Annotated in this window: 20 protein-coding genes and 1 pseudogene; 12 read left to right on the top strand and 9 right to left on the bottom strand. The window is 60.8% G+C overall.

Going from position 1 to position 24,832, the window contains the following annotated elements; genetic code table 11:
- Positions 1-163: 163 nt before the first annotated feature.
- Both gabT and VKR55_RS28465 read right to left on the bottom strand, forming a co-directional pair.
- Positions 164-1,468, bottom strand: a complete 1,305-nt coding sequence (gene gabT / locus VKR55_RS28470; RefSeq protein ID WP_324408820.1) for a 4-aminobutyrate--2-oxoglutarate transaminase — start codon at positions 1,466-1,468, stop codon at positions 164-166.
- A gap of 182 nt (positions 1,469-1,650) precedes the next feature.
- Entirely contained in the window at positions 1,651-1,995 is a 345-nt protein-coding gene (locus tag VKR55_RS28465; protein WP_324408699.1) for a tRNA-binding protein, read from the bottom strand.
- A gap of 177 nt (positions 1,996-2,172) precedes the next feature.
- Between VKR55_RS28465 and VKR55_RS28460 the strand changes: the two genes are divergently transcribed.
- On the top strand, positions 2,173-3,642 hold the full coding sequence (locus VKR55_RS28460; RefSeq protein WP_324408697.1) for an NAD-dependent succinate-semialdehyde dehydrogenase: 1,470 nt from the start codon (positions 2,173-2,175) through the stop codon (positions 3,640-3,642).
- Between the two features lie 553 nt (positions 3,643-4,195).
- Here VKR55_RS28460 and VKR55_RS28455 read toward each other — a convergent pair.
- A complete protein-coding gene (locus VKR55_RS28455; RefSeq protein WP_324408695.1) occupies positions 4,196-6,196 on the bottom strand; it encodes a methyl-accepting chemotaxis protein in 2,001 nt (666 codons plus the stop codon).
- A gap of 625 nt (positions 6,197-6,821) precedes the next feature.
- Between VKR55_RS28455 and VKR55_RS28450 the strand changes: the two genes are divergently transcribed.
- Complete coding sequence (locus VKR55_RS28450) at positions 6,822-7,328, top strand: GAF domain-containing protein (protein ID WP_324408694.1); 507 nt, start codon at positions 6,822-6,824, stop codon at positions 7,326-7,328.
- Here VKR55_RS28450 and VKR55_RS28445 read toward each other — a convergent pair.
- Positions 7,307-7,912, bottom strand: coding sequence for a PAS and helix-turn-helix domain-containing protein (locus tag VKR55_RS28445; RefSeq protein ID WP_324408692.1), 606 nt, complete (start codon positions 7,910-7,912; stop codon positions 7,307-7,309). The two genes, VKR55_RS28450 and VKR55_RS28445, sit on opposite strands and share 22 nt — an antisense overlap.
- A 169-nt stretch (positions 7,913-8,081) precedes the next feature.
- Between VKR55_RS28445 and VKR55_RS28440 the strand changes: the two genes are divergently transcribed.
- Genes VKR55_RS28440 through VKR55_RS28410 form a run of 7 tightly spaced genes read left to right on the top strand, consistent with a single transcriptional unit; the run spans position 8,082 to position 15,283 of the window.
- A complete protein-coding gene (locus VKR55_RS28440) occupies positions 8,082-8,858 on the top strand; it encodes an ABC transporter ATP-binding protein (protein ID WP_324408690.1) in 777 nt (258 codons plus the stop codon).
- Positions 8,855-9,589: an ABC transporter ATP-binding protein gene (locus tag VKR55_RS28435; protein WP_324408688.1), complete on the top strand. Its 735-nt coding sequence runs from the start codon at positions 8,855-8,857 to the stop codon at positions 9,587-9,589. The genes VKR55_RS28440 and VKR55_RS28435 overlap by 4 nt, the downstream gene beginning before the upstream one ends.
- A gap of 10 nt (positions 9,590-9,599) precedes the next feature.
- Positions 9,600-10,838, top strand: a complete 1,239-nt coding sequence (locus tag VKR55_RS28430; RefSeq protein WP_324408686.1) for an ABC transporter substrate-binding protein — start codon at positions 9,600-9,602, stop codon at positions 10,836-10,838.
- 27 nt (positions 10,839-10,865) lie between these two features.
- Positions 10,866-11,753: a branched-chain amino acid ABC transporter permease gene (locus tag VKR55_RS28425; protein WP_324408685.1), complete on the top strand. Its 888-nt coding sequence runs from the start codon at positions 10,866-10,868 to the stop codon at positions 11,751-11,753.
- On the top strand, positions 11,750-12,706 hold the full coding sequence (locus tag VKR55_RS28420) for a branched-chain amino acid ABC transporter permease (protein ID WP_324408684.1): 957 nt from the start codon (positions 11,750-11,752) through the stop codon (positions 12,704-12,706). Before VKR55_RS28425 ends, VKR55_RS28420 begins: the two co-directional genes overlap by 4 nt.
- The gene (locus tag VKR55_RS28415) at positions 12,696-14,273 is read left to right on the top strand and encodes an amidohydrolase family protein (RefSeq protein ID WP_414642477.1); all 1,578 of its coding nucleotides are present in this window, start codon (positions 12,696-12,698) and stop codon (positions 14,271-14,273) included. Before VKR55_RS28420 ends, VKR55_RS28415 begins: the two co-directional genes overlap by 11 nt.
- A complete protein-coding gene (locus VKR55_RS28410) occupies positions 14,270-15,283 on the top strand; it encodes a CobW family GTP-binding protein (protein ID WP_324408682.1) in 1,014 nt (337 codons plus the stop codon). The genes VKR55_RS28415 and VKR55_RS28410 overlap by 4 nt, the downstream gene beginning before the upstream one ends.
- 79 nt (positions 15,284-15,362) lie before the next feature.
- Here VKR55_RS28410 and VKR55_RS28405 read toward each other — a convergent pair whose 3' ends face one another.
- On the bottom strand, positions 15,363-16,802 hold the full coding sequence (locus VKR55_RS28405; protein WP_324408680.1) for an FAD-binding oxidoreductase: 1,440 nt from the start codon (positions 16,800-16,802) through the stop codon (positions 15,363-15,365).
- Between the two features lie 181 nt (positions 16,803-16,983).
- On the opposite strand from VKR55_RS28405, the gene VKR55_RS28400 reads away from it, so the two are divergent.
- Together VKR55_RS28400 and VKR55_RS28395 are read left to right on the top strand one after the other, a co-directional pair.
- On the top strand, positions 16,984-18,249 hold the full coding sequence (locus VKR55_RS28400) for a Glu/Leu/Phe/Val family dehydrogenase (RefSeq protein ID WP_324408818.1): 1,266 nt from the start codon (positions 16,984-16,986) through the stop codon (positions 18,247-18,249).
- A 167-nt stretch (positions 18,250-18,416) separates the two neighbouring features.
- Positions 18,417-19,145: a haloacid dehalogenase type II gene (locus VKR55_RS28395; RefSeq protein ID WP_324408678.1), complete on the top strand. Its 729-nt coding sequence runs from the start codon at positions 18,417-18,419 to the stop codon at positions 19,143-19,145.
- Between the two features lie 337 nt (positions 19,146-19,482).
- Here VKR55_RS28395 and VKR55_RS28390 read toward each other — a convergent pair whose 3' ends face one another.
- Positions 19,483-20,577, bottom strand: coding sequence for a tyrosine-type recombinase/integrase (locus tag VKR55_RS28390; protein ID WP_324408677.1), 1,095 nt, complete (start codon positions 20,575-20,577; stop codon positions 19,483-19,485).
- A gap of 187 nt (positions 20,578-20,764) precedes the next feature.
- Between VKR55_RS28390 and dusA the strand changes: the two genes are divergently transcribed.
- Positions 20,765-21,724 carry a tRNA dihydrouridine(20/20a) synthase DusA gene (gene dusA / locus VKR55_RS28385; protein WP_324408675.1) on the top strand — a complete coding sequence of 320 codons (960 nt, stop codon included), beginning with the start codon at positions 20,765-20,767 and terminating at the stop codon, positions 21,722-21,724.
- Here dusA and VKR55_RS28380 read toward each other — a convergent pair.
- The 3 genes and pseudogenes from VKR55_RS28380 to VKR55_RS28370 form a co-directional block, all read right to left on the bottom strand.
- Positions 21,686-22,243: a TIGR02281 family clan AA aspartic protease gene (locus VKR55_RS28380; RefSeq protein ID WP_324408674.1), complete on the bottom strand. Its 558-nt coding sequence runs from the start codon at positions 22,241-22,243 to the stop codon at positions 21,686-21,688. The genes dusA and VKR55_RS28380 overlap by 39 nt on opposite strands.
- A gap of 259 nt (positions 22,244-22,502) precedes the next feature.
- Positions 22,503-22,694: pseudogene (locus VKR55_RS28375) on the bottom strand (DUF1289 domain-containing protein); the annotation flags it as partial.
- 47 nt (positions 22,695-22,741) lie between these two features.
- The gene (locus VKR55_RS28370) at positions 22,742-24,343 is read right to left on the bottom strand and encodes a sensor histidine kinase (RefSeq protein ID WP_324408672.1); all 1,602 of its coding nucleotides are present in this window, start codon (positions 24,341-24,343) and stop codon (positions 22,742-22,744) included.
- Positions 24,344-24,832: the final 489 nt, after the last annotated feature.

The raw sequence follows: 24,832 nt of genomic DNA, 5'->3' as shown, positions 1-24,832 counted from the left end.
AGTCCACGCCGCTTCGCCGTCTGCCGCGATGACGGGCGCACGCTCGTCGACCGGGGCCGTGTCGGCACCGGGTCGTCCTGATAGGGCATCATTATACGGTCCGAGGCTGGTCTACGCGAGCGCCGAACACTTAAGTGTCCGACGCTCGCGTGGCCAGTAAGGGTCAGGCGACGGCCTGCACGCCTTCGACCGACAGTGCCGTGTCCATTATCGCAAGTGCCTTATCAAGGTTCTCCTCCGAGACGACGAGCGGCGCAAGGAAGCGAATGACGTTTCGATGTACGCCGCACTTGATGACCAGGAGTCCGCGCTGACGCGCATTGTCGATCACGCGCTGTGCGCGGTCGGGGTCTGGCTTTTTCGTCTTGCGGTCGGTGACCAGCTCGATTGCCTGCATGAAGCCCAGTCCGCGCACGTTTCCAATAATCGAGTGCTTTACTGCCAGCTCGCGTAGGCCCGCTTCCAGCTTCTGACCGAGACGTTCGGCACGATCGAGCAGCCCGTCCTGCTCGAAGGTGTCCAAAACCGCAAGCGCCGCGGCACATCCAAGGGCGTTGCCGCCGTAGGTGCCGCCCAGGCCGCCGGGCAGAGGTGCGTCCATGATCTCGGCTCGCCCGACCACTCCAGACAGCGGGAATCCGCCAGCGAGGCTCTTGGCCACCGTTATGAGATCAGGCTTGATTCCGGAGTGCTCGAAACCGAAGAGCTTGCCTGTCCTTCCGAAACCCGTCTGGATCTCGTCGGCGATGAGCACGATGCCGTGGCGCTTGGTGATCTCCCGCAGCGCCGTGAGGAACGGTACCGGGGCCGGCAGGAAGCCGCCGTCGCCTTGCACCGGTTCGATGATGATCGCGGCCACCCGGTCCGGTGCGATTTCGGTTGCGAAGACCTCGTCCAGCGCTTCGAGCGCTCGCTCGCTCGTCATGTCGCGATAGGCGTCCGGAAATGGGGTGTGGAATATCTCGGAAACGAACGGTCCAAAGTTCTGCTTGTAGGGTTGGCTCATGCCGGTGAGGCTGACACCCAGCATCGTCCGGCCGTGGAAGCCGCCCCTGAATGCGATCACAGCAGACCGGTTAGTGTAGGCGCGGGCGATCTTGACCGCGTTTTCGACCGCTTCGGCTCCGGACGTCAGGAAAATGCTCTTGTAGGCTTCGCCCTTGCCGACCAGGCCGTTCAGCTTTTTGGCGAGCTCCAGATACGGCCGGTAGGCCGCGACCTGAAAGGCCATGTGGGTGACGTCCTTAAGCTGCTTCTCCACCGCTGCGACGACGCGCGGATGGTTGTGTCCGACGTTGAGCACGCCGATGCCTGCGACGAAGTCGAGATACTGCTTGCCTTCTACGTCCCAGACCAATGCGCCCTCCGCGCGGGCGATGGTGATCGGATGGGCGGTGACGACGCCGCGCGCGATGTTGGCGTTGCGCAGTGCGGCGAGCTCGGTGGCGGTGCTGTGAGCGGCTGACATGGCTGATCCCTTGCTGATGTATCGGCCTCGCCACCGGCGCCGGCCTTGTTGGGATCTTATCCGGGCCCCTTCGATCAATTTGCCGAAGACGGCGGGTAAACAGCATGCTCTATCGTCGTCGAAGCGCCAAACCGCAGGCCTTGCTGTCGCGACGCATCTGGAGGCGGCGCGTAATTGCCCCGCTAGATGATCGGCTCTCCGGCAGCGACCTCGCCGCGGGGACGGAGAAGGATCACTTTGCCGTCGGCATTCTTTGCGCCGAGAATCAGCAGTTCGGAGGTGAATCCCGCGACGTTCTTTGGGCCGAGATTGCAGACACAGACGACGAGCGAGCCGACTAGCGCCTCCGGTTCGTAGTTCGTGATTTGGGCGCTTGACCACATGATACGATCGGCCCCGACGTCGACGGCGACTTTGTAGGAAGGGTTGCGCGCCCGTGGGAAAGGTTGGACTTCGACGACCTTGCCTATCCGGATATCGAGGCGGGCGAAGTCGTCGTAGGTTGCCAGAGACTTTAACTGAGTCATGTCGAGGACCTCGGTCGAAAGTGGGCGTGTTCTTCCGCGTCATTAGACCAGTTGGGCGCAGCAGGATATTCTGTAAGATTGGCCGAGACGGCATTTTCATCGCCTCGGGCGGTATTTATTCGGCAGAGCCTGTTGGGCGAAGATGCGATGCTGCAGACCTCATTTTCGGAGGCCTCCATGTCGCTAGGCGAGCGTTTGAAAGATCCGCATCTCTTCCGTCAGCAGGCGTTCGTCGCGGGTGCGTGGGTCGATGCCGACGGCGGTGCCACCGTCCCCGTCACCGATCCGGCGACCGGCGCCGAGATCGGGACCGTACCGGCGCTTGGCACAGAAGAGACCAGGCGAGCCGTCAAGGCAGCGGAGGAGGCATGGCCGGCCTGGCGCTCGCTTCCGAGCAGCGAGCGAGGTCGGCTGCTAGAGGAGTGGTGCCGCTTGATGCTCCAAAACATCGACGACCTTTCCCTGATCATGACTATGGAGCAGGGCAAGCCGCTCGCGGAATCGGCCGGGGAGATCCGCTACGGCGCGGGCTTCATCAAGTGGTTCGCCGAAGAGGCTCGCCGACTGTATGGCGACACCATCCCGGCGCCCACCGCGGATCGCCGCATCCTCCTTCTCAAGGAGCCCGTCGGCGTTTCCGCCGCGATAACGCCGTGGAATTTCCCGAACGCGATGATCACCCGCAAGGCCGGCCCCGCGCTGGCGGCCGGTTGTCCGATCGTCGCGAAGCCTTCGGAATTGACACCGTTCTCCGCTCTGGCGCTTGCCGTGCTGGCCGAGCGGGCCGGCCTTCCGAAGGGAGTCTTGTCGGTCGTGACTGGAATGCCCCAGGCGATCGGTGCCGAACTCGCATCGAACCCTTCGGTCCGCAAGCTCTCCTTCACCGGATCGACGCGTGTCGGACAGCTTCTGATGCAGCAATCGGCCAGCACGATCAAGCGCATCAGCTTCGAACTGGGCGGCAACGCTCCCTTTATCGTGTTCGACGACGCGGATGTCGATTTCGCCGTAGCGGGATTGATGGCCAGCAAATTCCGCAATGGCGGACAGACATGTGTCTGTGCGAACCGGGTGCTCGTGCAGAACGGAATCTATGACAGATTCGCCGACCGCCTCATGGCGGAGACTTCGAAGCTCGTCGTCGGTAGCGGATTGCGCAAGGGCGTCACGATTGGCCCGCTGATCAACCGGGCCGCCGTCGAAAAGGTGCGTCGTCACATCGACGACGCGCTTTCGAACGGCGCCGCGATCATGCTCGGCGGAAAGACCAATTCGAAGGATCAGTTCGTCGAGCCCACTGTACTCTCGAACGCGACGGTGAACATGCAATTGGCGAACGAGGAAACGTTCGGGCCGGTAGCTCCGCTGTTTCGGTTCAAGCACGAGGAAGAAGCGATCCGGATCGCCAATGCAACTCCCTACGGACTGGCATCCTATTTCTATACATCCGACCTCAACCGCTCATGGCGCGTCGCAGAGAGGCTGGAGTTCGGCATGGTCGGCCTCAACACCGGCTCGGTCTCGCTCGAGGTGGCGCCTTTCGGAGGCATCAAGCAATCGGGTATCGGTCGAGAGGGGTCCAAGTTCGGGATTGAGGAATATCTGGAGATCAAGGCTTTTCATGTCGGCGGGCTAACGGCCCCATAAGGATGACAGCACCACTCGAGCACCAAGCCAGCATCTCGCATACCGGTCGCGCCAATCCCGCTCATTGAACCGGACAGGCAGATTTCCCGCATCCGGCTCCGCAAGCTACATAATCTTCCGACCAATCCAAACGTAGACTTCAGCCGCCATGGGCCGAAGGAGGCGAGGACTGAATTTTTGCAGGTAGGGTTCACTGCGGAGGTTGCTGCCGAGCACGTTGAGCGTGGGAGTTTTATGCTGAAGACTCCGCCGTTTACATTCTGAATACTGCTTAAAGTGCCAGTCGCGAAGAACTCGTTGGATGATGGTCGAGCCCACAATCTGGCCGCACCAAGCACTAGATACGGCATTTCTAGAGGCGATCGCTATTCTGATTAAGGACGGCCCCTTTCTATTTGAACGTTCCTGGTATCAAGCAGTCCGGGATTGGGCGCGCGGAATCCAAGTTCGGTCGATTCTCGCACCGGATGCGGTCAGTTGCGATCGGTTCTGCTCGCTGAATCATCCTTAGGGCCGCTGCTCCAGATTGCGTCGGCAGGTCGGAATTGATCCGTCAGGCTGCCCTCACGGAATCGAGAAATTTGCCTAGCTCGACCTTCAGGCGGTGGCTGTCGGACGATAGCGAGCGGGCTGCCGAAAGAACCTGCGATGATGCTGATCCGGTCTGGGTCGCACCGCGTTGTACGTCCGTGACGTTATGCGATACCTGTTGTGTGCCTTGAGCCGCTTGTTGCACGCTGTGGGAAATCGTCTGGGTCGCAGCACCCTGTTCTTCCACTGCTACTGCGATGATCGAGGATATCTCGGACAGTCGTCCAATCGTTACCGAAATGTCTCCGATCGCGGTGACCGAGTCTTGCGTCGCCAATTGAATGCCGGAGATCTGTTGCGCGATCTCGCCTGTTGCCTTTGCGGTTTGCTCGGCCAGAGCTTTTACTTCGGAGGCGACGACCGCAAATCCGCGACCAGCGTCGCCGGCGCGTGCCGCCTCGATCGTCGCATTCAGCGCCAGCAGGTTTGTTTGTCCGGCGATGGTGTTGATCAAGTCCACCACGTCTCCAATACGGGCCGCGGCCTTTGACAGGTCGGCGATCCTCGCGGTCGTATTGTGTGATTGGTCGACAGCATCACTAGCAATTCGAACGGACTCCTGAACCTGACGGCTGATCTCGCTTATCGAAGACGACAACTCCTCGGCGGCCGACGCGACCGATCGGACGTTACTTGACGCTTCATCGGAAATGGCTGCGACCTCCGTCGTCAATGCTTTCGCGTGCTCAGCGTTGGCCGTCAACGTACCGGCCGACACCTCAAGCTCAGTGGAAGCGGACGAAACAGTCTCCACGATTTCCCCAACCGCAGCTTCGAAACTAGTTGCCAGCTTTTGCATTTCGGACTTGCGCTGGCTCGCAAGAAATTCGTCTTGCTTGATCTTTGCGTCGGCCTCTTCGCGAGCCTTCTGGGCAGCCTTGACCTTGAATATCTCGACGGCCTGAGCCATATCGCCGACTTCGTCCGTCCGGTCGAGCCCAGGCAATACGACACCGAAATTTCCGGCAGCGAGCTCCTTCATGCCAGATGTCAATCCTTCGAGGGGACGCGCGATGCTACGGGCGATCAGAAATGCGATCAAAAGGCCCGCGAGAACCGCCGCACCGGCCACAATCTCTTGCGTGGTGACGGTGATGGCAATCCTCTCGCCCGTTTCCGCGGTTGTCGTATTGAATGCTTGATCGATAGTGTTTCCGAGCTTCTCCATCTTCTCGATGGCACCGCCGACCGCCGGAGTAATGCCCTTGTAGTAGAGCTGGTCGGCAAGTACGAGGTTGGGGCCAGTTTTGGCAAACGCTTCACCATATTTGGCGACGTCATTCTTTACGGTTGCGAGCATTGCTGCGAGGTTGGTAGGTAGTTCGTCCTTTTCCATCTGGCTTATTTGCTGCTGCGCCCTGCCCATATTTGCCTTAAAGGTCTCAAAACCGGCGCCCTGGCGTGTTGCCAACATCCGCCAATTTGCGATCCGTGCGAGAAGAAGTTCGGATTCTAGCCCACTCGCTGTTTCAGCGAAGGCCGTTCCGGATGCCGCATCCACGAATTTCCTCACATCGGCTGCAATCTTGTCGTCGTCGCTGAAAAGCGAATTGCGTCCGGTGTGCATCAGTTTGATTGCTCCGCCGATCTCGGCACGACGGGCTTTCAAGCCTATGACGTCCTTGATGACACTGTTATACTGAGCCTTCTCGTCGGGACCGGCAGCCTTCTCTGCGTCCTCAAGGAGGTCGACAATTCTGACTAGACGATTGTCTGCATCGGCGAGCGAGGCCTCGTCTTTATCGAACAAGTACGAGAGAATGCCGCGTCGAATTGCCTGCAGGTCTGTGGTGATCTCTCCCGCGCGGACAGTGTTCTTGCTTTGCAGCGTCATCGCCCCGACTTGATCGCGAATAGCCACGAGCTGCCAAATCGCGAAACCAGCGAGGCAGGCGCAGAATAGCACGAGCGCGCCGAACCCCCCATAGAGTCGCCCGCCTATGCGAAGCTTAAGCAACGACATGAGTACCCCCAAATTGAGCGATGAAAACAGTAGTTCGATCGAGCAACGCGCAGTCGGGCGGAGATACCACGCCCCTTTGGTAGGAAGGGCGGATGCGCTGGGTGTCCGAAAGAACTGCAATTTTCGAACGATAGTTGGCTATGGCGAATGAAGTTTACGTAAATGCGTTCGCGCCTACGAACACTTAAGTGTACTTAAGTGTCATTGCGCGCACGGACGAACTACTCTCGTGCGCTAACTGGAAACGCCGCTTTGTACGTGTGGTTGCGTTCCCGTCTCTCCTCAGGCGGCTTGGTTCGAACACCTAAGTGAGAGCTGCGCATAGCAAACTGGTCCGTGTTTCCGTAACAAGGGCTTGTAGCCGCCAAGGGTCGATGTTCGCCAAACGAAACGCGGTAGGCGACGCGTGGGCATCCGCGAACATATGAGAGAATACAACCGAATGTACAACGATCCCCGTCGGTCGGCGATATGCGGCACTTGCCACCGGCTGACCTGAAGTTGATGCCCGTGGGGGATCCCGGGACGCCAGTGATAGGATGTGAAACTTGGAGTAGGATCGTTGCCGCATTGCTCCAGTCCTTCGTACGCCGCCGACCTGCAATCGAAAACGTTGGGAGGATTGATGTCAAAGCGGTCGCTCGAGCTATTTTCGCTGGGGGCGGACTTGTTGGGGCCCGATGTCGGTATGCAGGAGTTGTACGCCTTCATTGAGGCCGCTCTCGATGAACTGGTGGGCTTCAAGTTGTTGACCATTCTGAAGCTCGAAGGTCAACGTCTGCATCGAATGTACTCTAGTGACCTTCGAAGTTATCCGGTGCGAGGTGTGAAAGACATTGCCGGGGATGCTTGGCTGCAGGCGATGCTGGATGCGGGGCAACCCATCGTCTCCGGTGACCCGATCCTGGTCCGTCAGAGGTTTCGCGACCACGACGCAATATTCTCGCTTGGTTGCGGGGCAGTGATGAATGTACCGATCAGGAGCGGTACTGGGACGCTGGGTAGCGTGAACCTGCTGCACGAGGCAGGTTGGTTCAACCGTGAACACGTTGTATTAGCGCGCCCCTTCGTTGCGCTCTTGGCGGTTGCCTGGTCTGCTTTGTCGCCCGGCTATCCCGTCAAGAGCCTCTGAACCAGGTCGGGTGTGTTCGTTACACTGTACTTGCGAAGAAGGCGCGTCTTATAGATGTCTACGGTTCTCGGGCTTATGCCGAGGGCTAGTGCGGCCTCCTTACCGGTCTTTCCCTCTATTAGAAGAGCCGCGATATCGCGTTCCCTTGGCGTCAGCGATCCACGGATCGTGAGGTTCTTCGGCTGTCGGTTCGAGAGTTCGGTGAAAACCCACAGCGTGTTCCGGTGCGGGTCCTTGGGCGTGTAGGTGAAGCCCCGCACGTGGACCCAGAACAGTTCGCCGTCGAGGCGGCGCATGACGCGGTCGTCCGCGAACACCCGATCCTTCGAAAGCAGCGGGCCGACGCGCAGACCCGCGCTCTCGAAATGCGTGTGCGTCGGATACAGACGCTCGAAGGTCGTTCCGGTGAACTCACCAGGCTTGCCCCGGAAGATTTCGGCGAACGCCTTGTTACACGCCGTTATCACGCGGTTGCTCGCGATGGCCTGTCCCACCGGCGCGTCCTGGAACGCGCGGCGGTAGTCGATCTCTACAGAAACTGCGTTTCTCATCATCCTCCCCCGGGCCTTCGATTCGTCGGACACTTAAGTGTCCAACACCTATGGCATTAAGTGCATACTGCATACTAACCTATGTCGATAGGTGACGGGTGGAAACACTTAAATAATTATCCGGGAAAACCCGGTGGGTGCGGCGCAAAGATGCGCCGGACACTTCCATCCGTCCGGTGGGACGTCATGACGAGGTGGGCCGATGCCGACGACAGGATCGTTGCTTGAGGTAAGCGATATCAGGGCGAGCTTCGGCGGCGTTCGCGCCCTCGACGGCGCTACCTTCTCCGTCGAAGCCGGCACCATTACCGGTCTGATCGGCCCCAACGGCGCCGGCAAGACGACCGTTTTCAATTGCATCTCGGGTCTCGTCGATGGCTTCGAAGGCGCCGTGCTTTTCGACGGCAACGACATCGCGCGCAAACGTCCCGAAGTCGTGTCTCGATCCGGTCTTGTCCGGTCGTTCCAACTGGCGCGGGGCTGTCCGCGGATGACGGTCTTCGAGCATCTGATGCTGTACGGCCCGAGGCAGGTGGGCGAGGGAATGGTGCGCGTGCTGACGCAACCTGGCCTCGTCCGCCGTCAGGAGCAGGCGCTGCGCGAACGGGCTTACGAGATCGCCAAGCGGCTGCGTCTCGACCACGTTCTCGACAATCTCGTCACGGACCTGTCCGGAGGCCAAAAGAAGCTGCTGGAGATCGGCCGAGTACTTCTGTCGGATCCTAAGATGGTTCTGCTCGATGAGCCGATGGCTGGGGTCAATCCCACGCTGGTCGGGGAGATCGCGGACCAACTCGCCATCATCAGCGAATCTGGCGTGACCATTCTACTCATCGAGCACGAGATGGAGCTCATCGAGCGGCTCTGTGATGACGTCGTGGTCATGGCGGAAGGCAAATTTCTCATGAGGGGAAGTTTCGACGAGGTCACGGCCGACCGCCGTGTCCAGGAGTGCTATCTGGGAGTGCATCTCTCATGACGACGCTCAATGCAAACGACGTGTGCGGCGGATACGCGACCGCCGAGTTGATCGTGAAGGGTGTCGATCTGACCGTCGGGCCGAAGGAGCTCGCGGTCATCATTGGCCCCAACGGTGCCGGCAAGTCGACTTTCCTGAAGTTACTGGCCGGTCTTCTTCCGAAACGCACCGGCCAGGTCTCGATCGACGGTGCCGCACTTCCGCCCGGCAACGCTCACATGGCTTGCGATCACGGCGTCAGTTTCGTTCCGCAGGAGCGCAACGTATTCGGCAGTCTTTCGGTTCAGGAGAACCTAGAGATGGGTGGCTACCTGCTGCGATCAGGCTTGAAGGACCGGATCGAAGAGCAGCTCTCCCGCTTTCCCATTCTTCGCGGAAAGCTTCGTGAGAAGGCCGGCAATCTCTCTGGTGGTCAACGTCAAGTTCTTGCGGTCGCGATCGCCCTTATGACCAATCCGAACGTTCTGTTGCTGGACGAGCCTACCGCGGGGCTGTCACCCGCTGCCGCTAAAGACATCTTCGTCCTGATCCGCGAACTCGCGTCGAGCGGACTCGCGATCCTCATGGTGGAGCAGAACGCGCTTCTGGCCCTTGAGTACGGTACGCGCGGCGTCGTTCTCGTCGCCGGAAGGAAGGTTCGGGACGACACGGCCAGCACCGTCCTCGAAGACGACGAAATCAGGCACCTTTTTTTGGGTCGCGGCGCACCGGCGGCCGCGCACCAGGGTTGAACTTCAACATTTGACACACGGTGAGGAGTTGAACATGTCGTATATGGATAGAAGGAAGTTACTGCGCGCGGGTCTCGGAGTGGGCGGGCTCATACTCTCGTCGAGCCTTTCTCGCTCCTGGGCGCAGCAGGGCGATCCGATCCGGATCGGGCTCATCATTCCTCTGACCGGCGCAACCAGCCAGTTCGGCGCGACGATGGCGCAGGCGGCCAAGATCGCCGAGACCGAGATCAATTCGGCGGGCGGCGTACGCGGCCGGCCGATTCAGATCGTCATCGAGGACGATCAGAGCAATCCGGAGGCCGCTGTTCGGGCCGCCCACAAGCTGATCGACATCGATAAGGTAGTCGCGATCGGCGGTTCCTACGCATCGGCAGTGACCTCGGCCATCGCACCGCTCTGTTGGGAGGGCAAGACCGTCCTGCTCACCTCATCGGGGGCCGACAGTATCACCAAGCTCCCCCATCAAGGCTACATTTTCAGGACCTCACCAACCGTCACCTTGCAAGGCAACCGCGTCGGCAACTTCGCGGTCGAATTGGGCGCCAAGAAGATGTTCTTCCTCGGGCCGCAAACTCCATTCGCGCAATCATACATCGAGATCATTTCCGGTATCTTCAAGGCGTCCGGCGGGACGGGCGCCGGGCTGGTCTACGAGGACAAGAAGTCCAGCTACCGTTCCGAAGTCGATCAGGCGCTGAAGGATTCTCCGGACGTCATCGTGCTCGGCGGTTATGTGCCGGACACGTCCGTGGTGCTCAAGGATCTCTACCGGGCGGGCTTCACCGGCAAGAAGATCGGCTTTTCGTTCGGCGTCAACGATGCGCTCGCGAAGGCCGTTCCCGCGGAGGTTTCAGAAGGCACCTACTCGCTCGTTCCCTCGGCTTCGGAAAATTCCGACGCCTACAGGCGGCTCATCGCGAAGATGAACAGACCCTCTCTCGATAGCTACTCCTGTCAGGTCTACGATCACGTCGTGTTGGCATCTTTGGCGCTCGCCCACGCCTCGTCGGGGCAGGCGGACGGCACCGCGGTCCGCGACAATCTCCGTGCCATCTCGCAAGACAGCGAAGGTGAACGCACTGACGATGCCGTCGAAGCGCTGAGGTTGATCACAAGCGGCGCCCGGGTGAACTACGACGGGGCGAGCGGTCCCCTGGAATTCGCCGACAACGGTGATGTGAAGGGTGTTTTCTTTCGTTACGAGCAGGTCGAGGACGGCAAGCTCGTTGTCCGCAAGGTCGGTTGAGCCTCGAGAAACGCAAGAGCAGCCGTAATGCTGAACGACCTGTTGCAGTATCTTGTGAACGGACTAATCGTCGGCGCGCTAATTGCGCTGCCCGCGCTCGGGCTGACCTTGATCTTCAGCGTGCTGGGTTTTGTCAACTTTAGCATCGCTGCTCAATTGACGGCCGGCGCGTATGCCGGTTGGCTGGCGAACACGACCCTTCATCTGCCGCTAGTTCCGGTCCTCATCGTCGCCTTCGCCGTCGCTGGCGCACTCGGTGTCGTCACGGATAGGGTCGCGCTCGCGCCGATACGCCGCAAGCCGACGGCGCAAACGCCGTTGATGGTCGCGGTCGTTTCGATCGCTCTGAATATGGCTTTGGAGAACGCGTATCGGTTCTCGTTCGGAAGCGGTCTGAACAGCTTCGACATGCCGATTGCCCGCGACATGAAGATCGCAAGCATTCGCATCGGTCTTCAGCAACTGCACAATCTCGAGATCGCGATCGGTCTTGCTGTCCTTCTTGCGCTGTTCTTCTCGCTGACCCGGCTCGGAAAGGCCATGAGGGCGGTCGCCGACAACGTCGATCTCGCTCGGCTCAAGGGGATCGAGCCCGTTCGTCTTGCCAATCTCGCCACTTTCATTGGGATGGGGCTGGCCGGTGTCGGCGGCGCGCTTCTCGCGATCGATACCAGTGTCGATCCATCGACGGGATCCAGGCTAATTCTGCCGATCTTCGCCGGCAGCGTCGTCGGAGGCCTCACGAGCCTGCCGGGTGCGGTTGCCGGCGCTCTGCTGATGGGTGTGATCGGAGAGCTGGGCCTTCTGGTGCTTCCGCCGGTCTACCAGTCCCTGACCGCCTTCGTCGCGATCCTGATCACCTTGCTCGCACGGCCCAGCGGCCTCTTTGCGGGCTCGACGGGGGTGAGGAAATGATTTCGTACCTCGTATTCGCCGGCACGATCGCCGGATTCTACGCGCTGCTGTCGCTTGGCCTCGTTATGGCATGGGGGCAAGGTGGGATGGTGAACCTTGGTCTCGTCGGCCTTGTGGGCCTCGGCGCCTATACCTCGGCGCTGCTATCGGGAGCAGGAGCGCCGATCTGGCTCGACTGGATCGCGGCCGCGGCCCTGTCCGGGGCAGTCGGCGTGGCCCTCTGTTTTGTCGTCCGCAACCTGCGCGGCGATTACCTTGCGATCGTAACTCTCGGATTCGCGGAGATACTGCGTCAGGCGGAAACGAACGAAAAGTGGCTGACCAAGGGTAGCGACGGCATCTCCGGGATCGTCGCTCCGCTCAAAAGCTATCTTGGGAATTCGTTTCCCCTATTCTATCTCATTCTCACCTGGGCGGTCGTCGGCCTCGCGGCTTTCTTTCTCAACTGGCTCCTTAAAAGCCCGTTCGGTCGGGCGTTGCGCGCCGTGCGGGACGACGAACAGGTCGCTGCCGTGGCGGGAAAGTCGGTGCTCCGCCTCAAGCTTCAGGCGTTCGGAACGGGTGCCGCACTCTCCGGACTGGCCGGAGCGCTTTACGCGCACTTCTCGAGTTTCATCGCTCCGGACGTCTTCATCGTCCAGTTGACGATCTACATCTTCCTTGCAGTCACGATCGGCGGGTACACACGCCTCACCGGTGCTGTCGTCGGATCCATAGCACTCGTGGCATTGCTGGAATCAACCCGCTTCCTCGCTGCGGAGATCCCTGGGCTCGACGCCGTGCAGATCGCATCGGCGCGCGAGTTCGCCATCGCCGTCACTTTGATTCTCGTCATGCAACTGCGGCCTAGTGGCGCCTTCGGCATGACCAACGAGCGCTCCGGTCTTCACGGGTCGCGCCCGGTTCAAGCTCCTTGCTACGGAAAAAAGACGGTACTGGACGATGCAATCTGAGTTCGAGAACGCGGGCGAGGAGTTTGCCAAGATGTTCGCCGCCGGTGGTCTGCCTCAGGTCGAGGCGGCGTCGTCGCGGAGTCGCGGGAGCGGCCCGTTCAAACGGCTTGTACTGCGCGGGGCCTCCATCATCGACGGAACGGGAGCCCCTCCGTGGGGGCCGGCCGACCTGGTCGTCGAGGGCGGCCGAATAACGGCACTCAAGAAGGTCGGCACGCCCAGGCTGCCGATAAACCCCGACCGCCGTCCCAGTCCCGGTGATTTCGAGATCGATTGCACCGGCAAATTCCTGACGCCCGGGCTCGTGGACTGCCACGCCCACATCGGCGCACCGTTCCATGCCGAGAACGGGCCCATGCCGAACGCAGACTACGTCTACAAGCTTTGGCTGGCGCATGGCGTCACGACGGTTCGAGAGACTGGTTGCTTCAACGGGTTGCAATGGACGCTGCAGCAGAAGCAGGCCGCCGCCGAGCACCGGATCGACGCACCCCGCATTCTGGCCTACGCCCCGTTCCCCGGCACGAACGACTACGTGAAGGCGATCCACACTCCGGAGGACGCTCGCAGGTGGCTGCAAGCAGTGAAAGAGCGTGGAGCGGACGGCATCAAATTCTTCGGTGCTCCGCCCGCGATGATGAAGGCCGCGTTGGAGCAATGCCGAAGCCTCGCCCTGCACACATGCTGTCATCATGCACAATTAGCGGTCGGCCGAATGAACTCGTTGAGAACCGCCCAATGGGGACTGACGAGCACGGAACATTCCTATGGAATTCCCGAGGCGCTGCTGGACGGTCAGACGCTGCAGGCGTTTCCCCCGGAATACGACTACAATGACGAGTATCTGCGCTTCTCGACGGCGGGACAGACATTCCTTCAGGCCGCCAAGCCTGGCTCGGAGAAGTGGAACGAGGTGCTGCATGCCTTCCTTGCGGCCGGACACACCTTCGTCCCAACCTTCAATGTCTACGACGGTAATCGCGATCTGATGCGCACGCGCCGCGCGGACTGGCACGATAGGTTCACTGATCCGACCCTGTGGGCGTACTTCCAGCCGCAGCGCGGAGGGCACGGTGCCTACTGGTACCGTTGGTCCACGACCAACGAGGTCGAGTGGCGCGAGACGTTCAGGCTCTGGATGAGGTTCGTCAACGACTACAAGAACCTCGGCGGGCGCGTCTGCGTCGGATCAGATTCCGGCTTCATGTTCCAGACTTACGGGTTCGGTCTGGTGCGCGAACTCGAGCTTCTGCAGGAGGCGGGTTTTACCTCTCTGGAGGTGTTGCGGGCTGCAACCACATGGGGCGCCGAGCTCCTTGGCATCGAAGAGGACGTCGGAACGCTCGAGGTCGGGAAGCTGGCAGACATACTCGTCCACGACGAGAATCCGCTCAACGACTTCAAGCTTCTCTACGGTACCGGCGCCATGCGGCTCGACGACCCGACGGCCTCGGTGACGTGGAAGCGCAGCATCTCGACCGTCATCAAGGAGGGCGCGGTGCTCGATCCGGCTGAACTGCTCCGCGACGTCGAAGAAATGGTGGATGCACGGAGGAGGGTGGCTTGACGGCAGTCGGAGTTCGAGAAACCGTGCCAGAGTTCGTCCTGTTGACCGGAAGCCTCGGCAGCGGCAAGACGACGTTGCTTTGCGACTATCTTTCTCTGCCCGAGTCGGCCGATACCGGCGTGATCGTGAACGAGGCCGGCGAGATCAACATCGACGGTGCGATAGTGTCTGCCGGACGACGTGATCTGCCGATGACGCTGCTGGGTAACGGTTGTCTCTGTTGCTCGCTCGGCGACGACCTGCATGTCGCGATCGAAGAGTTGCTCGCGGTACGCCGCCGATCCGGCGCGGGCGGGTTCCGCCGCATCATCCTGGAGACGAGCGGGCTAGCGATGCCGGGCCCGATCCTGCGCTCGCTGATGCGTTACGACAGAGCCGAATACCGGCTGCGCATCGTCTCGACACTGGATGCCCTGGACCCGATGACCGATGACGCGATGTTTCCGGTCCGATCCGCGCAGTTGATCGCAGCCAGATCCATAGTCGTCACCAAGCTCGATCGGGCGAGGGGTAATGAAATCGGAGCTGCCGAACTCGTCGCGAAGCAATTCAATCCGACGGCAACCCTCATAGCCATGCTCGACAGGCAGGCTCGCGCCCGGGCCGTCTTCGCTCCGGGGCAGATCGACACGTCGGCGGCTCCAAGTCAATTCCAGGCGATCGCGGCCACCAACCATTTGCGGCTGGGAGTGTTTCTCGCAGAGTGGTCAGCTGCCGTTTCCTGGGCCGACCTGAGGGATTGGCTCGAGGATCTCGCTGGTTTCTGTGGCGACAGATTGCTGCGTGTCAAAGGTCTCGTTTCGGTCGTTGGGGTGCCCCAATCCGTTCTCATCGACGGTGTGGGAACCACTTTCGCCGAGCCCCGCCGCATGGAGTCGGATCCGTCGAGCAGACGAGGCCTTGTTATCATCGGGCGGGATGTCGACTTGACCGAGCTGACGGCATTTTCGGACGGCTACTCGGCGCACGCTAGGCCCGTCATGAAGAAATCATCGATGCGCGCGGCCTGACCTGGAGACAGGCGCAAAAGGATGACAAGAGGTGTCGCTCGAATCCGGTACATGTCGGGTCGCAAATCTACTCAACGGGTCAGCGGATGGATTCAGGTTCGAACGGGCGGACAACCGCCCCTGCGTTCATGATGTCCGCCGGATCGAAGGCAGTCTTGATGCGGCGCATCGCGGCAATGCGGCCGGCGTCTCCGTATTTCTCCAGGAGATGCCTCTTGAACCGGCCGACGCCATGTTCCGCGCTGAACGTACCCCCGAGCGCTGCAGCCGTGTCGTAGAGCCAGAGCGACAGGCTGCCTTCGATAAGCCTCATGAACTCGATCCGATCGGTGCCGTGAGGAACCAGAACGTTGTAGTGCAGGTTGCCGTCGCCCACGTGACCGTAGACGGAAAGCTCAAGGTCGGCGCGATAGTTCCGCACCTGCTCCCCGGCCACGTCCAGAAAGCGCTGGATGGAGGACAGGGGCACGGATATGTCGTGCTTGACCGATCCGCCCCACCGCTTTTCGCCCTCCGGTATCGTCTCGCGCAATTCCCACATCGAAGCGCGCTGATTGCCGCTCTGTGCGACATAGGCATCCTCGACCCAGTCGGATTCGACCGCTTCGGAAAGAACGGCTTCCATAAGGCCGTCGAGATCGAGATGGCGCGAGGAGGAGGCAAACTCCAGGAGGACGGCCCCTCCCGGACCGGCGCCGACGGAAGGTGGGTTGGACATGACCGCAGTAGCGAGCGCGATGGCGCGGGCCGTCATGAATTCGAAGGTCGTGAGCAACTCGCCCGACTCACGGCGTACGAGGGCAAGAAGCTCGGCGAGAGACCCTCCTTGCGCGAGCTTCAGCCAGGCGGTCGAGCGTCGCGTCGGGAAGGGAGCGAGACGCAGCACCGCGCCGGTGACGATGCCGAGCGTCCCCTCGCTTCCCACGAAGCACTGCTTGACGTCGTAGCCGGTATTGTTCTTCCGAAGCTTCCGCATGTCGGAGACGATGGTGCCGTCCGGCAGAACGGCCTCGATGCCGAGGAGGAGGTCCCGCGTCATTCCGTACCGGACGACCGACAGTCCGCCGGCGTTGGTGCCGATGTTGCCGCCGATCCGGCAGCTTCCTTCCGCCCCAAGACTGAGCGGCAGCAACAGTCCGGCGCTCGCAGCCGCGTCCTGCACGTTCTTCAGGATGGCGCCCGCGTCCGCCGAGATGCTCATGGAGAGCGGGTCGACTTCTCTGATCAAGTCCATACGCTCCAGGCTTACGATGACCTGGCGGCCGGTAGTATCCGGCGTCGCGCCGCCGCAATAACTGGTGTTGCCGCCCTGAGGAACAAGTCCGACGCCCAGACGAACGGCCAATTTGACGATGTCAGCAACCTGCTCTGTTGTCGCGGGTTTCAGGACAGCGTACGTCGACCCGGTCGCAAGCTGACGTTGATCCGTCGTGTAAGTTGTGAGCCGCTGCGGATCGTCGACGATGCCTGCACTGCCGAGAATGTGGCGAAAGGCCCGAACGTATTCCGGCACGGACATGAGCGTTCTCCCGATCGTTGCCAGACTATCTTTGCGTATCCGCGCGGCATCGCGTGCGGTTCGGCAGCCGTTTCGAAGAACCCTATGCCGAAATTCCGGAATGTTCGGCAGTTCGCGCCGCTGCAGCTTTGTATTGATCGTCTTCATCGCGGTGCCCTTCCGGCCCCGGAGGAGATCATCGATGACTCACCAAACGATTTACCGCGGATCGGTCTTCGAGATGGCGCGCCGTCAGTTCGAAGGCGTCGCCGATCTGCTGGAGCTTTCCTTCGACGAGCGCGACCGCTTGCTCTATCCGAAGCGGGCAATGGCTGTTACGTGCCCGATTCATCGCGACGACGGCAGTGTGGCTGTGTTCGAGGGCTACCGGGTGCAGCATCACCTGACGCTCGGCCCGACAAAGGGAGGCACGCGCTTCGCACCAAACGTCGACCTGGGCGAGGTCGCCGCGCTCGCGATTTGGATGAGCTGGAAGTGCGCGTTGTCAGGGCTTCCTTACGGCGGAGCGAAGGGCGGAATCGCAGTGGATCCTCGTGCGCTCTCCCGAAAGGAGCTCGAGACGCTGTCGCGGCGCTACATGCAGGAGATGATACCCTTCGTGGGTCCTTACACGGACGTCATGGCGCCCGACCTCGGGACGGACGAACAGGTAATGGCTTGGTTCATGGACACCTATTCCATGTACCAGGGGCGCACAGTCACCGAAATCGTGACCGGCAAGCCGCTCGCTGCCGGCGGGACATTCGGTCGACGCGACGCGACCGGCAACGGCGTCGCACATCTTGCTGCGCGAGCGATGCAGAAGATCGGCATCGATCCGAAGTCGGCGACGGCGGTCGTACAGGGCTTTGGGAACGTCGGCTCGGTCAGCGCCGCCGCGCTCGCGAAGCAGGGCCTGCGGATCGTCGGAATCAGCGACCACTCCGTGGCTCTCCACGACCCGAAAGGCTTCGATCTCGAAGCGGTCTTCCGGCACCTGAAGCAGGCCGGAATACTCAAGGGATTCGCGCAGGAAGCGGAGATCGATCCGCAGGCACTCCTTGTCTCAGAGTGCGACGTACTCGTGCCGGCGGCCGTCGAGCGAGTCATCGACCGCAACAATGCCGAGGCGCTCAAGTGTAGGATTATAGCGGAGGGCGCCAATGGTCCGACTACGCCGGACGCCGACACCATCATCGATGCGCGTGGCGACATCTTCCTGATTCCCGACATCCTGTGCAATGCAGGCGGCGTGATCGTCAGTTATTTCGAGTGGGTGCAGGACCTTCAGAGGTTATTCTGGGACGAAGCCGAGATCCTGAAGCGACTCTACGAGATTCTGGACCGCAGTTTCGAACAAGTAATATTGCGCGCGGAGCGGATGGGAATCTCGAACAGGAATGCCGCCCTCTCGATCGGAGTCCAACGGGTTCGCGATGCCAAGAGAACCAGGGGATTGTTTCCTTAAGGCCGAGGGGGGACGAAGCCCGGTTTCGCCCGTCAACCCGCATTCGCAGCAGATTGTGCCGCCGAGGGGCACGAATCCGGCGAACTCTGCGCGCCGTGCCGTCCAATCGCCGGCGACCTTGCTATCGGACGTGCATAGGCTGACCCAATAAACGAGGAGAATTCGACATGTTGCTTACGGATTTCGACGCACTCACCTTCGACTGCTACGGCACCCTGATCGATTGGGAAAGCGGGATGGTCGAGGCCCTGAAGGGCCTCTCCGATCGGGCGCAGCGGCCGCTCACCCGCGACCAGATTCTCGAGGCGCACGCGCGTCACGAGTCCAGCCAGCAGCTCTATACTCCTGCGAAGCGATATCGGGACTTGTTGCCGATCGTCTACAAGCGCCTTGCCGAGGAGTGGAGTGTCCATGTAACTCACGAGGATTGCATCGAATATGGGCGTTCTGTCGGAAATTGGCCTGCTTTCGAAGACTCTCCCGGCGCGCTGCAATATCTGAAAAAGTATTTCAAGCTTGTAATCCTTTCCAACGTGGACAACGAGACTTTCCAGGCAAGCAATCGCAGGCTGCAGGTCGAGTTCGACGCGATCTACACGGCGGAAGACATCGGCTCGTACAAGCCTTCAGCCCGCAATTTCGACTACATGATCGAGAATCTAGTAGCAATCGGTGTAAAGAAGGCAAAGATCTTGCACACCGCTGAGAGCATGTTCCACGATCACAAGCCGGCAAACGATCACGGGTTGAAATCTTGTTGGATTTATCGCCGACACGCCCAACAGGGTTTTGGGGCTACCATGAATCCGGGTCAGTTGCCGCATGTCGATTTTCAGTTCAATAGCATGCATGAATTGGTGAAGGCGCATCAGGAGCACTTGCGGGTGAAGTCATAGGCCTAGCCTGCCCGCTCAATTGACTGCTGCGCTTCACCTCGAAAGCTGCCCGCGTTACAAACAACCTTTTGGGCGCCGCCGAACATTAATATCTGTCGTTCCAGTTGATCTCTTCAGCATTAATTTCTGCGTGCTGAAACTACCATTCATCTTCCGGCTTCTCCCGGCCGGGGCTTGAGGCCAGGATTCGAGCCTCAGTACTCTGAGGCTCGGTGCTCGACGCCGAGCCTCTTTTTTTGGTCTAGCGGTCTGACCGTGGTCTTCTCATGCTGAAGCTCTTGGTTTAATCGAGTGGGAATTGTGCTGGGTTTTCACGCGCCGAAACTCGCCTTAAGTTTCAGTCTTTTGCGCTTGTCACGGACTGAAGCCATTTCCAACCGGCATATTTGTCGCCAGTCTGACGTAGGTGACTATATCGTTTGAGGCTACTCCAGCTCCTATGACCCGAAACGCCTGCGGCTTGCGGTATTGTTTTGCCCATTTCAAACAGGCGCGAAATCCCGTCGTGCCTAAGATCGTGGAAGTGCAGATCATCAATGCCTAGCAATTTGCACGCGCGGGTAAACGCAGCGCCAATTGAGTCTACCGAGTAGGGGAATATTTCTTTTGCTACACGTGGCATGCTTTCGATAACTAAAGTCGCTTCAGGCGGCAGGTCACAAAATACGTCGTTCCCCTGCTTGTCGCCCGGATGCTTCATGTCGCGAATGAGAACTCGAGCGTCTGGATGAGTGGGCGGCGCCGCTGCCTCAAAATCTGTCCATGTGATCCGCGTGATCTCTTCCTGCCGTCGCGTACTGAAAATAGCGAACACGATGATCTGCTGCATCGGGGCGGACCGCGGCCGGTGAGTTTTGATCTTGCCGAAATGGTGCATGAGAAGGTCGAGTTCGGCTAAGGTTGGTCGACGATCGCGCTCCTTGCTTTTCGAAGTAAGACCGAGGTTTCTGGTTACTACCAGTGCATCGTCCATCGCTTGTGAGTCTAACGGATAGCCCCAGGCCGGCCTTGCAATGGTGAAGATTGAGCCGAGGTGGCTGAAGTAATTTCCAACCGTTTGTGGCTGAACCGGCAACTTCTTGGCGAAGGAGACCAGGTGCTCACTGGTTACCTCGCTGCACTTGAGATCCGCTATGTCGTAATCCTTGATGGTAGCGAGTACCTGAGCTTTGGTTCGGCCGATTTCCTTGATCGATTCCTCAATGTAGCGGTCGATCACTGCGCACAGCTTCGGGTCTGGCATATTCTGTCGTTCGAGCGCGCCCGGCTTCGCAAGTTCAGTCTCTCGCTTCTCCATCCACGCGGAAGCAGCTTGCCTGCGATCGAAGGTCCTCGTCTCGCGGTGGACGATTTCCCCGCCACGCTTGATGGTGACTTGCGCGTGATAGCCGGTGGAACCGTCTTTGCGCTTGCGAGCAATGATTGTACCCATTCCGCAAACCTGTCTGTTGTGGTACAGCATGGACCCTGTCAGTACAGCATTGCTGTACTGGGGGTCAAAAAACAAGCGAAAATCGGCCGAAATGAGAGCTCATCGGTACAGCAGGAAACCGTCGAAAGTGACTGAGAATACACATAAACTTAATAAAATCAGTAACTTTGTGTTTTCTGTAGCCCCGATGATGGATTGGACCGACCGGCATTGCCGTGTCTTCCATCGTCTGCTCTCGCGCCGCGCGCGGCTTTATACGGAGATGCTGACGAGCGCCGCCATCATCCATGGCGATCGCGTGCGGTTGCTTGGCTTTGACGAAAGCGAGCATCCGGTGGCGCTGCAGCTCGGCGGCTCGGATCCCGCCGATCTCGCGACTTCGGCCAGGATCGGCGAGGACTTCGGCTATGACGAGATCAACCTCAACGTCGGCTGTCCCTCCGACCGCGTGAAGGACGGCCGCTTCGGCGCCTGCCTGATGGCGGAGCCGAAGCTGGTCGCGACCTGCATCGATGCCATGAAGCGCGCGGCGCGGATTCCGGTCACGGTGAAATGCCGGATCGGCATCGACGACCAGGATCCGGAAATCTCCCTCGATCGGCTTGCGCGCGGCGTGATCGCCGCCGGCGCGGACGTCCTGATCGTTCACGCGCGAAAAGCCTGGCTCGACGGGTTGTCGCCCAAGGAAAACCGCGACCTCCCGCCGCTCGATTACGACCGGGTCTATCGCCTCAAGGCTGCGCTGCCGCATGTGCCCGTCATCATCAATGGCGGGATCGCGAGCCTCGAGGAGGCAAGCGCCCATCTTGCCCATGTCGATGGCGCGATGCTGGGACGCGCGGCCTATCAGGATCCCTGGCGGCTGTTGAACGTCGATCCGCTCTTGTTCGGCGAGGATGCGCCGCATGCGTCCATGAAGGACGCCTTCGAGGCGATGCTGCCCTATATCGAGCGCGAGCTTTCGCGCGGCACCAGGTTGCATGCGATCACGCGGCATTTCGTCGGCGCCTTCCACGCGGTGCCGGGCGCGCGCGCCTTCCGCCGTCATCTCGCCGAGCATGGGGTGAAGCCGGGCGCTGGGGTGAGCGTGCTGCAGGACGCGATCGCACTAGTCGAAGAGCGCAGCGCGCCTGCCATCGCGGCGTGAGACGCGCTCGGGGAAACCGTGCAGCACGAGGTGGTCGCCGCGGACCTCCCAGCTCTCGAGTCGGTCGAGGAAGCTCATGCCGAGCAGGTTGGTCTTCATCTGCCCGCGCGGCACCACCAGCGCCGGCACCGAGCGCTCGACGAGCCTGCCGATCCCGAGCCGGTCGAGCGTCAGCCGCGCCGCCTTGGTATGACCGCCGGCGGTTGCGACGTCGGTGTCGTATTCGAGCAGCTCCAGCGGCAGGCCGATCGCTTTCGCGGTCTCGTAGGTCAGGACCACCGAGGTCGCGCCGGTGTCAACCACCATTGGCGTCCTCACGCCGTTGATTCTGGCATGGATTGCGAACTCGCCGCCTTGCCCGCGCGGAATCTGCACCGCGGAGGCGGTGGGGGAGGCATGGGCGCGCACGATCTCGGCAATGGTGTCGCTGGCGCGCGCAACCTCTTCGGGATCGCGATAGGTTGCGACGGCGCCTGCGGTCATCGCGAGCAGGAACAGCACGAACAGCAGGCGCGTCATCGGCGGCCTCCCGCGCCAAAGCATGACGAGATCGATTTGAATTGGAACTGCATCGGAGATTCACCTCTCCCGAAGGGAGGGGCATAGGCCGCCTTCGGCGGCCGTTCACAAGAACGCCGAAGCGAAGCTTCGGCTATGTCGTATCGCAAGATGCGATCCGGGTGAGGGGTTACTGTCCCTCGAGTGAGCTGCGGCCCCTCATCCGGATTGCACCGGACGATGCTTCGCATCGCCAGGAGCAATCCGACCTCTCCCCACTGGGGAGAGGTGAATGGGGCGGCAGGCCCGCTTGCTCCATCCGCTGCGGCAATAGCGCCATCACGGCGCGGCGCTCCGCGCTCTCCATGTGGGGCCAGCGCGCGATCTCCGGAAGCGTGCGCCCGCAGCCGAAGCAGAGATTGGTCCTGGGATCGATCATACAGACTGCGATGCACGGCGTTTCCTGGCTCATTCCGTTATAGTGAAAGATAGTCGCGCGCTGATGCAAGCGCGAATGCTTCAAAGTCCCGTGCCTGCACTCATGATCGGCTTGTTGCGTGCCCGGTGCTTCTCATCGGTCACGGGTATGCTTTCAGTTTCCGGCGATAGCGGCGGCGCGTCCTCCTGCACTGGCGCCAGCGCACTCATCACGCGCTCCGGCGGGAAGGTGACGATCACCTCGGTGCCGATGCGAAGCTTCGATTTCAGGGTGAACGTCCCGCCGTGCATGTCGATCAGGCTTTTTGCGATCGGCAAGCCCAGGCCTGCGCCCTGTTCGGCCGACTTGATCGAGTTGGAGCCCTGGCCGAAGGAGGCAAGCACGATCGGAATCTCGTCCTCGGCGATGCCGGAGCCGGTGTCCTTCACGCTCAGATATTGTCCTCCCGAAGCGGTCCAGCCGACTTTCAGCCAGATCTCGCCGCCTTGCGGGGTGAACTTGATCGAGTTGGAAAGCAGGTTCAGAACGATCTGCCGCGTGGCGCGCTCGTCGCCCCAGATTCGCGGCATGCCCTGCTCGAACACCTCGTGGATCGTGATGCCGCGGCTTGAGGCGCGCAGCTTCAGGAGATGATGGCAGTCGGCCACGACGTTGACCAGCGAGACCGCTTCCTCGTTGAGCTCATAGCGGCCGGCCTCGATCCGCGACAGATCGAGGATCTCGTTGATGAGGTTGAGCAGATGGACGCCCGAATTGTGGATGTCGGCGGAATATTCCTTGTACACGGCGACCGCATGACCGCCAAAGATCTCGCTCTTCATGACTTCCGAGAAGCCGAGGATGGCGTTGAGCGGTGTGCGCAGCTCGTGGCTCATCTGGGCGAGGAAGCGCGACTTGGCGACGTTGGCCGATTCCGCGCGATGGCGCGCTTCGTCCGAGATCGCCTTCGCCTGCTCGAGCTCGCCGATCAGCGCGTCCTTCTCGGCACGCGCCTCGAGTGTCGCCAGTGTCGTCGAATGCAGGCGGTGGGCAAGCAGAGCGAAATAGCCTTCGGCCGCGATCGCAAACGCCGCCAGCACGTAATTGTCGAACTTGCCGCTAAGGACGAAACTGAGCGCGATCGCGACCGTGATCGGCATGGTGGCGGCGAGCGCCGCAATCGGCAGGTTCGCCGCCAGCATGCTCGACACCGCGACGACGAGCAGCATCAGGAACATCATCAGCGTGTCGGACACTGCGCCGACTTGCGGGTGGATGAGGATCGCCATCCAGCCCAGCCCATAGAGCAGGTCGAGCAGGACAAAGCGCGTGCGCCATTTCCGGGTTGCGGCGAGCGAGGGCGGCTCGGCGAGGAAGCGCACGCAGGCGCGCATGATCGCAACATGGATGCAGATCACGCCGACGGTCCAGGCGGCAGCCGAGACCGGCTGCATCCACACGCCGAATAAAAACCCGGTCGCAACCACGAGCAGCATCACGACATAGGATGCCGACATCCGCGTCTGCGCGTATTGGCGGAGCAGCTCCTGGTCGAAGGCCGGTCGTGTTCCGCTCGATGATGTTAACCGATCGCGCGCCTCGCGAACCCGCTGCGCGGCGGCGCGCCGACTGGACACCGGCGCGGCGGCAGGCGGTTCAGCCGGAAGCTGGACAACTTCGGGCTTATCGGCGGTATTACTCATCAAACAACACAAATCCCGCCCGCGGGCACGGGCACTTCTGGATGGTCTATTAAGTGCCGCCAAATCCTTAAGAGCTGCCTTAAACAACCAAACATTTCCGTTAATGGGAGGTTAAATTAACTTTTGGCGGGGGCCGCTGCGACCGCAAGGTGGGTAGAGCGACGTGTCGGCTGAAGCTCGAAGAGCGAAGGCTGAAGCGAAACCCATCCTACGATTTGAGGTCGTCATTGCGAGCGAAGCGAAGCAATCCAGCTTCGCTCCGCTCGCAATAACGGTGGAGCACACACCCCCGCGTTCCCGTGGCGCGTCGGCACCCGAGTGATGCGTCAATCGTCGCCCTCGAGGAGAGGAGGGCGCAGGGAATGCCGGGTGCAGGCCGCACCCGCGAGCCTTGCGTGCAAAGGAAAAGTGCACTTTACGCACGCAGGCAACAACAGGGCAGCCAGAACAACCGGCATTCCCTGCGCAATGGTTTACGGCTTATACGTG

It is taken from the genome of Bradyrhizobium sp., from assembly GCF_035309285.1.
Lineage (GTDB): Bacteria > Pseudomonadota > Alphaproteobacteria > Rhizobiales > Xanthobacteraceae > Bradyrhizobium.
This window is presented reverse-complemented; position numbering and strand designations above follow the sequence as displayed.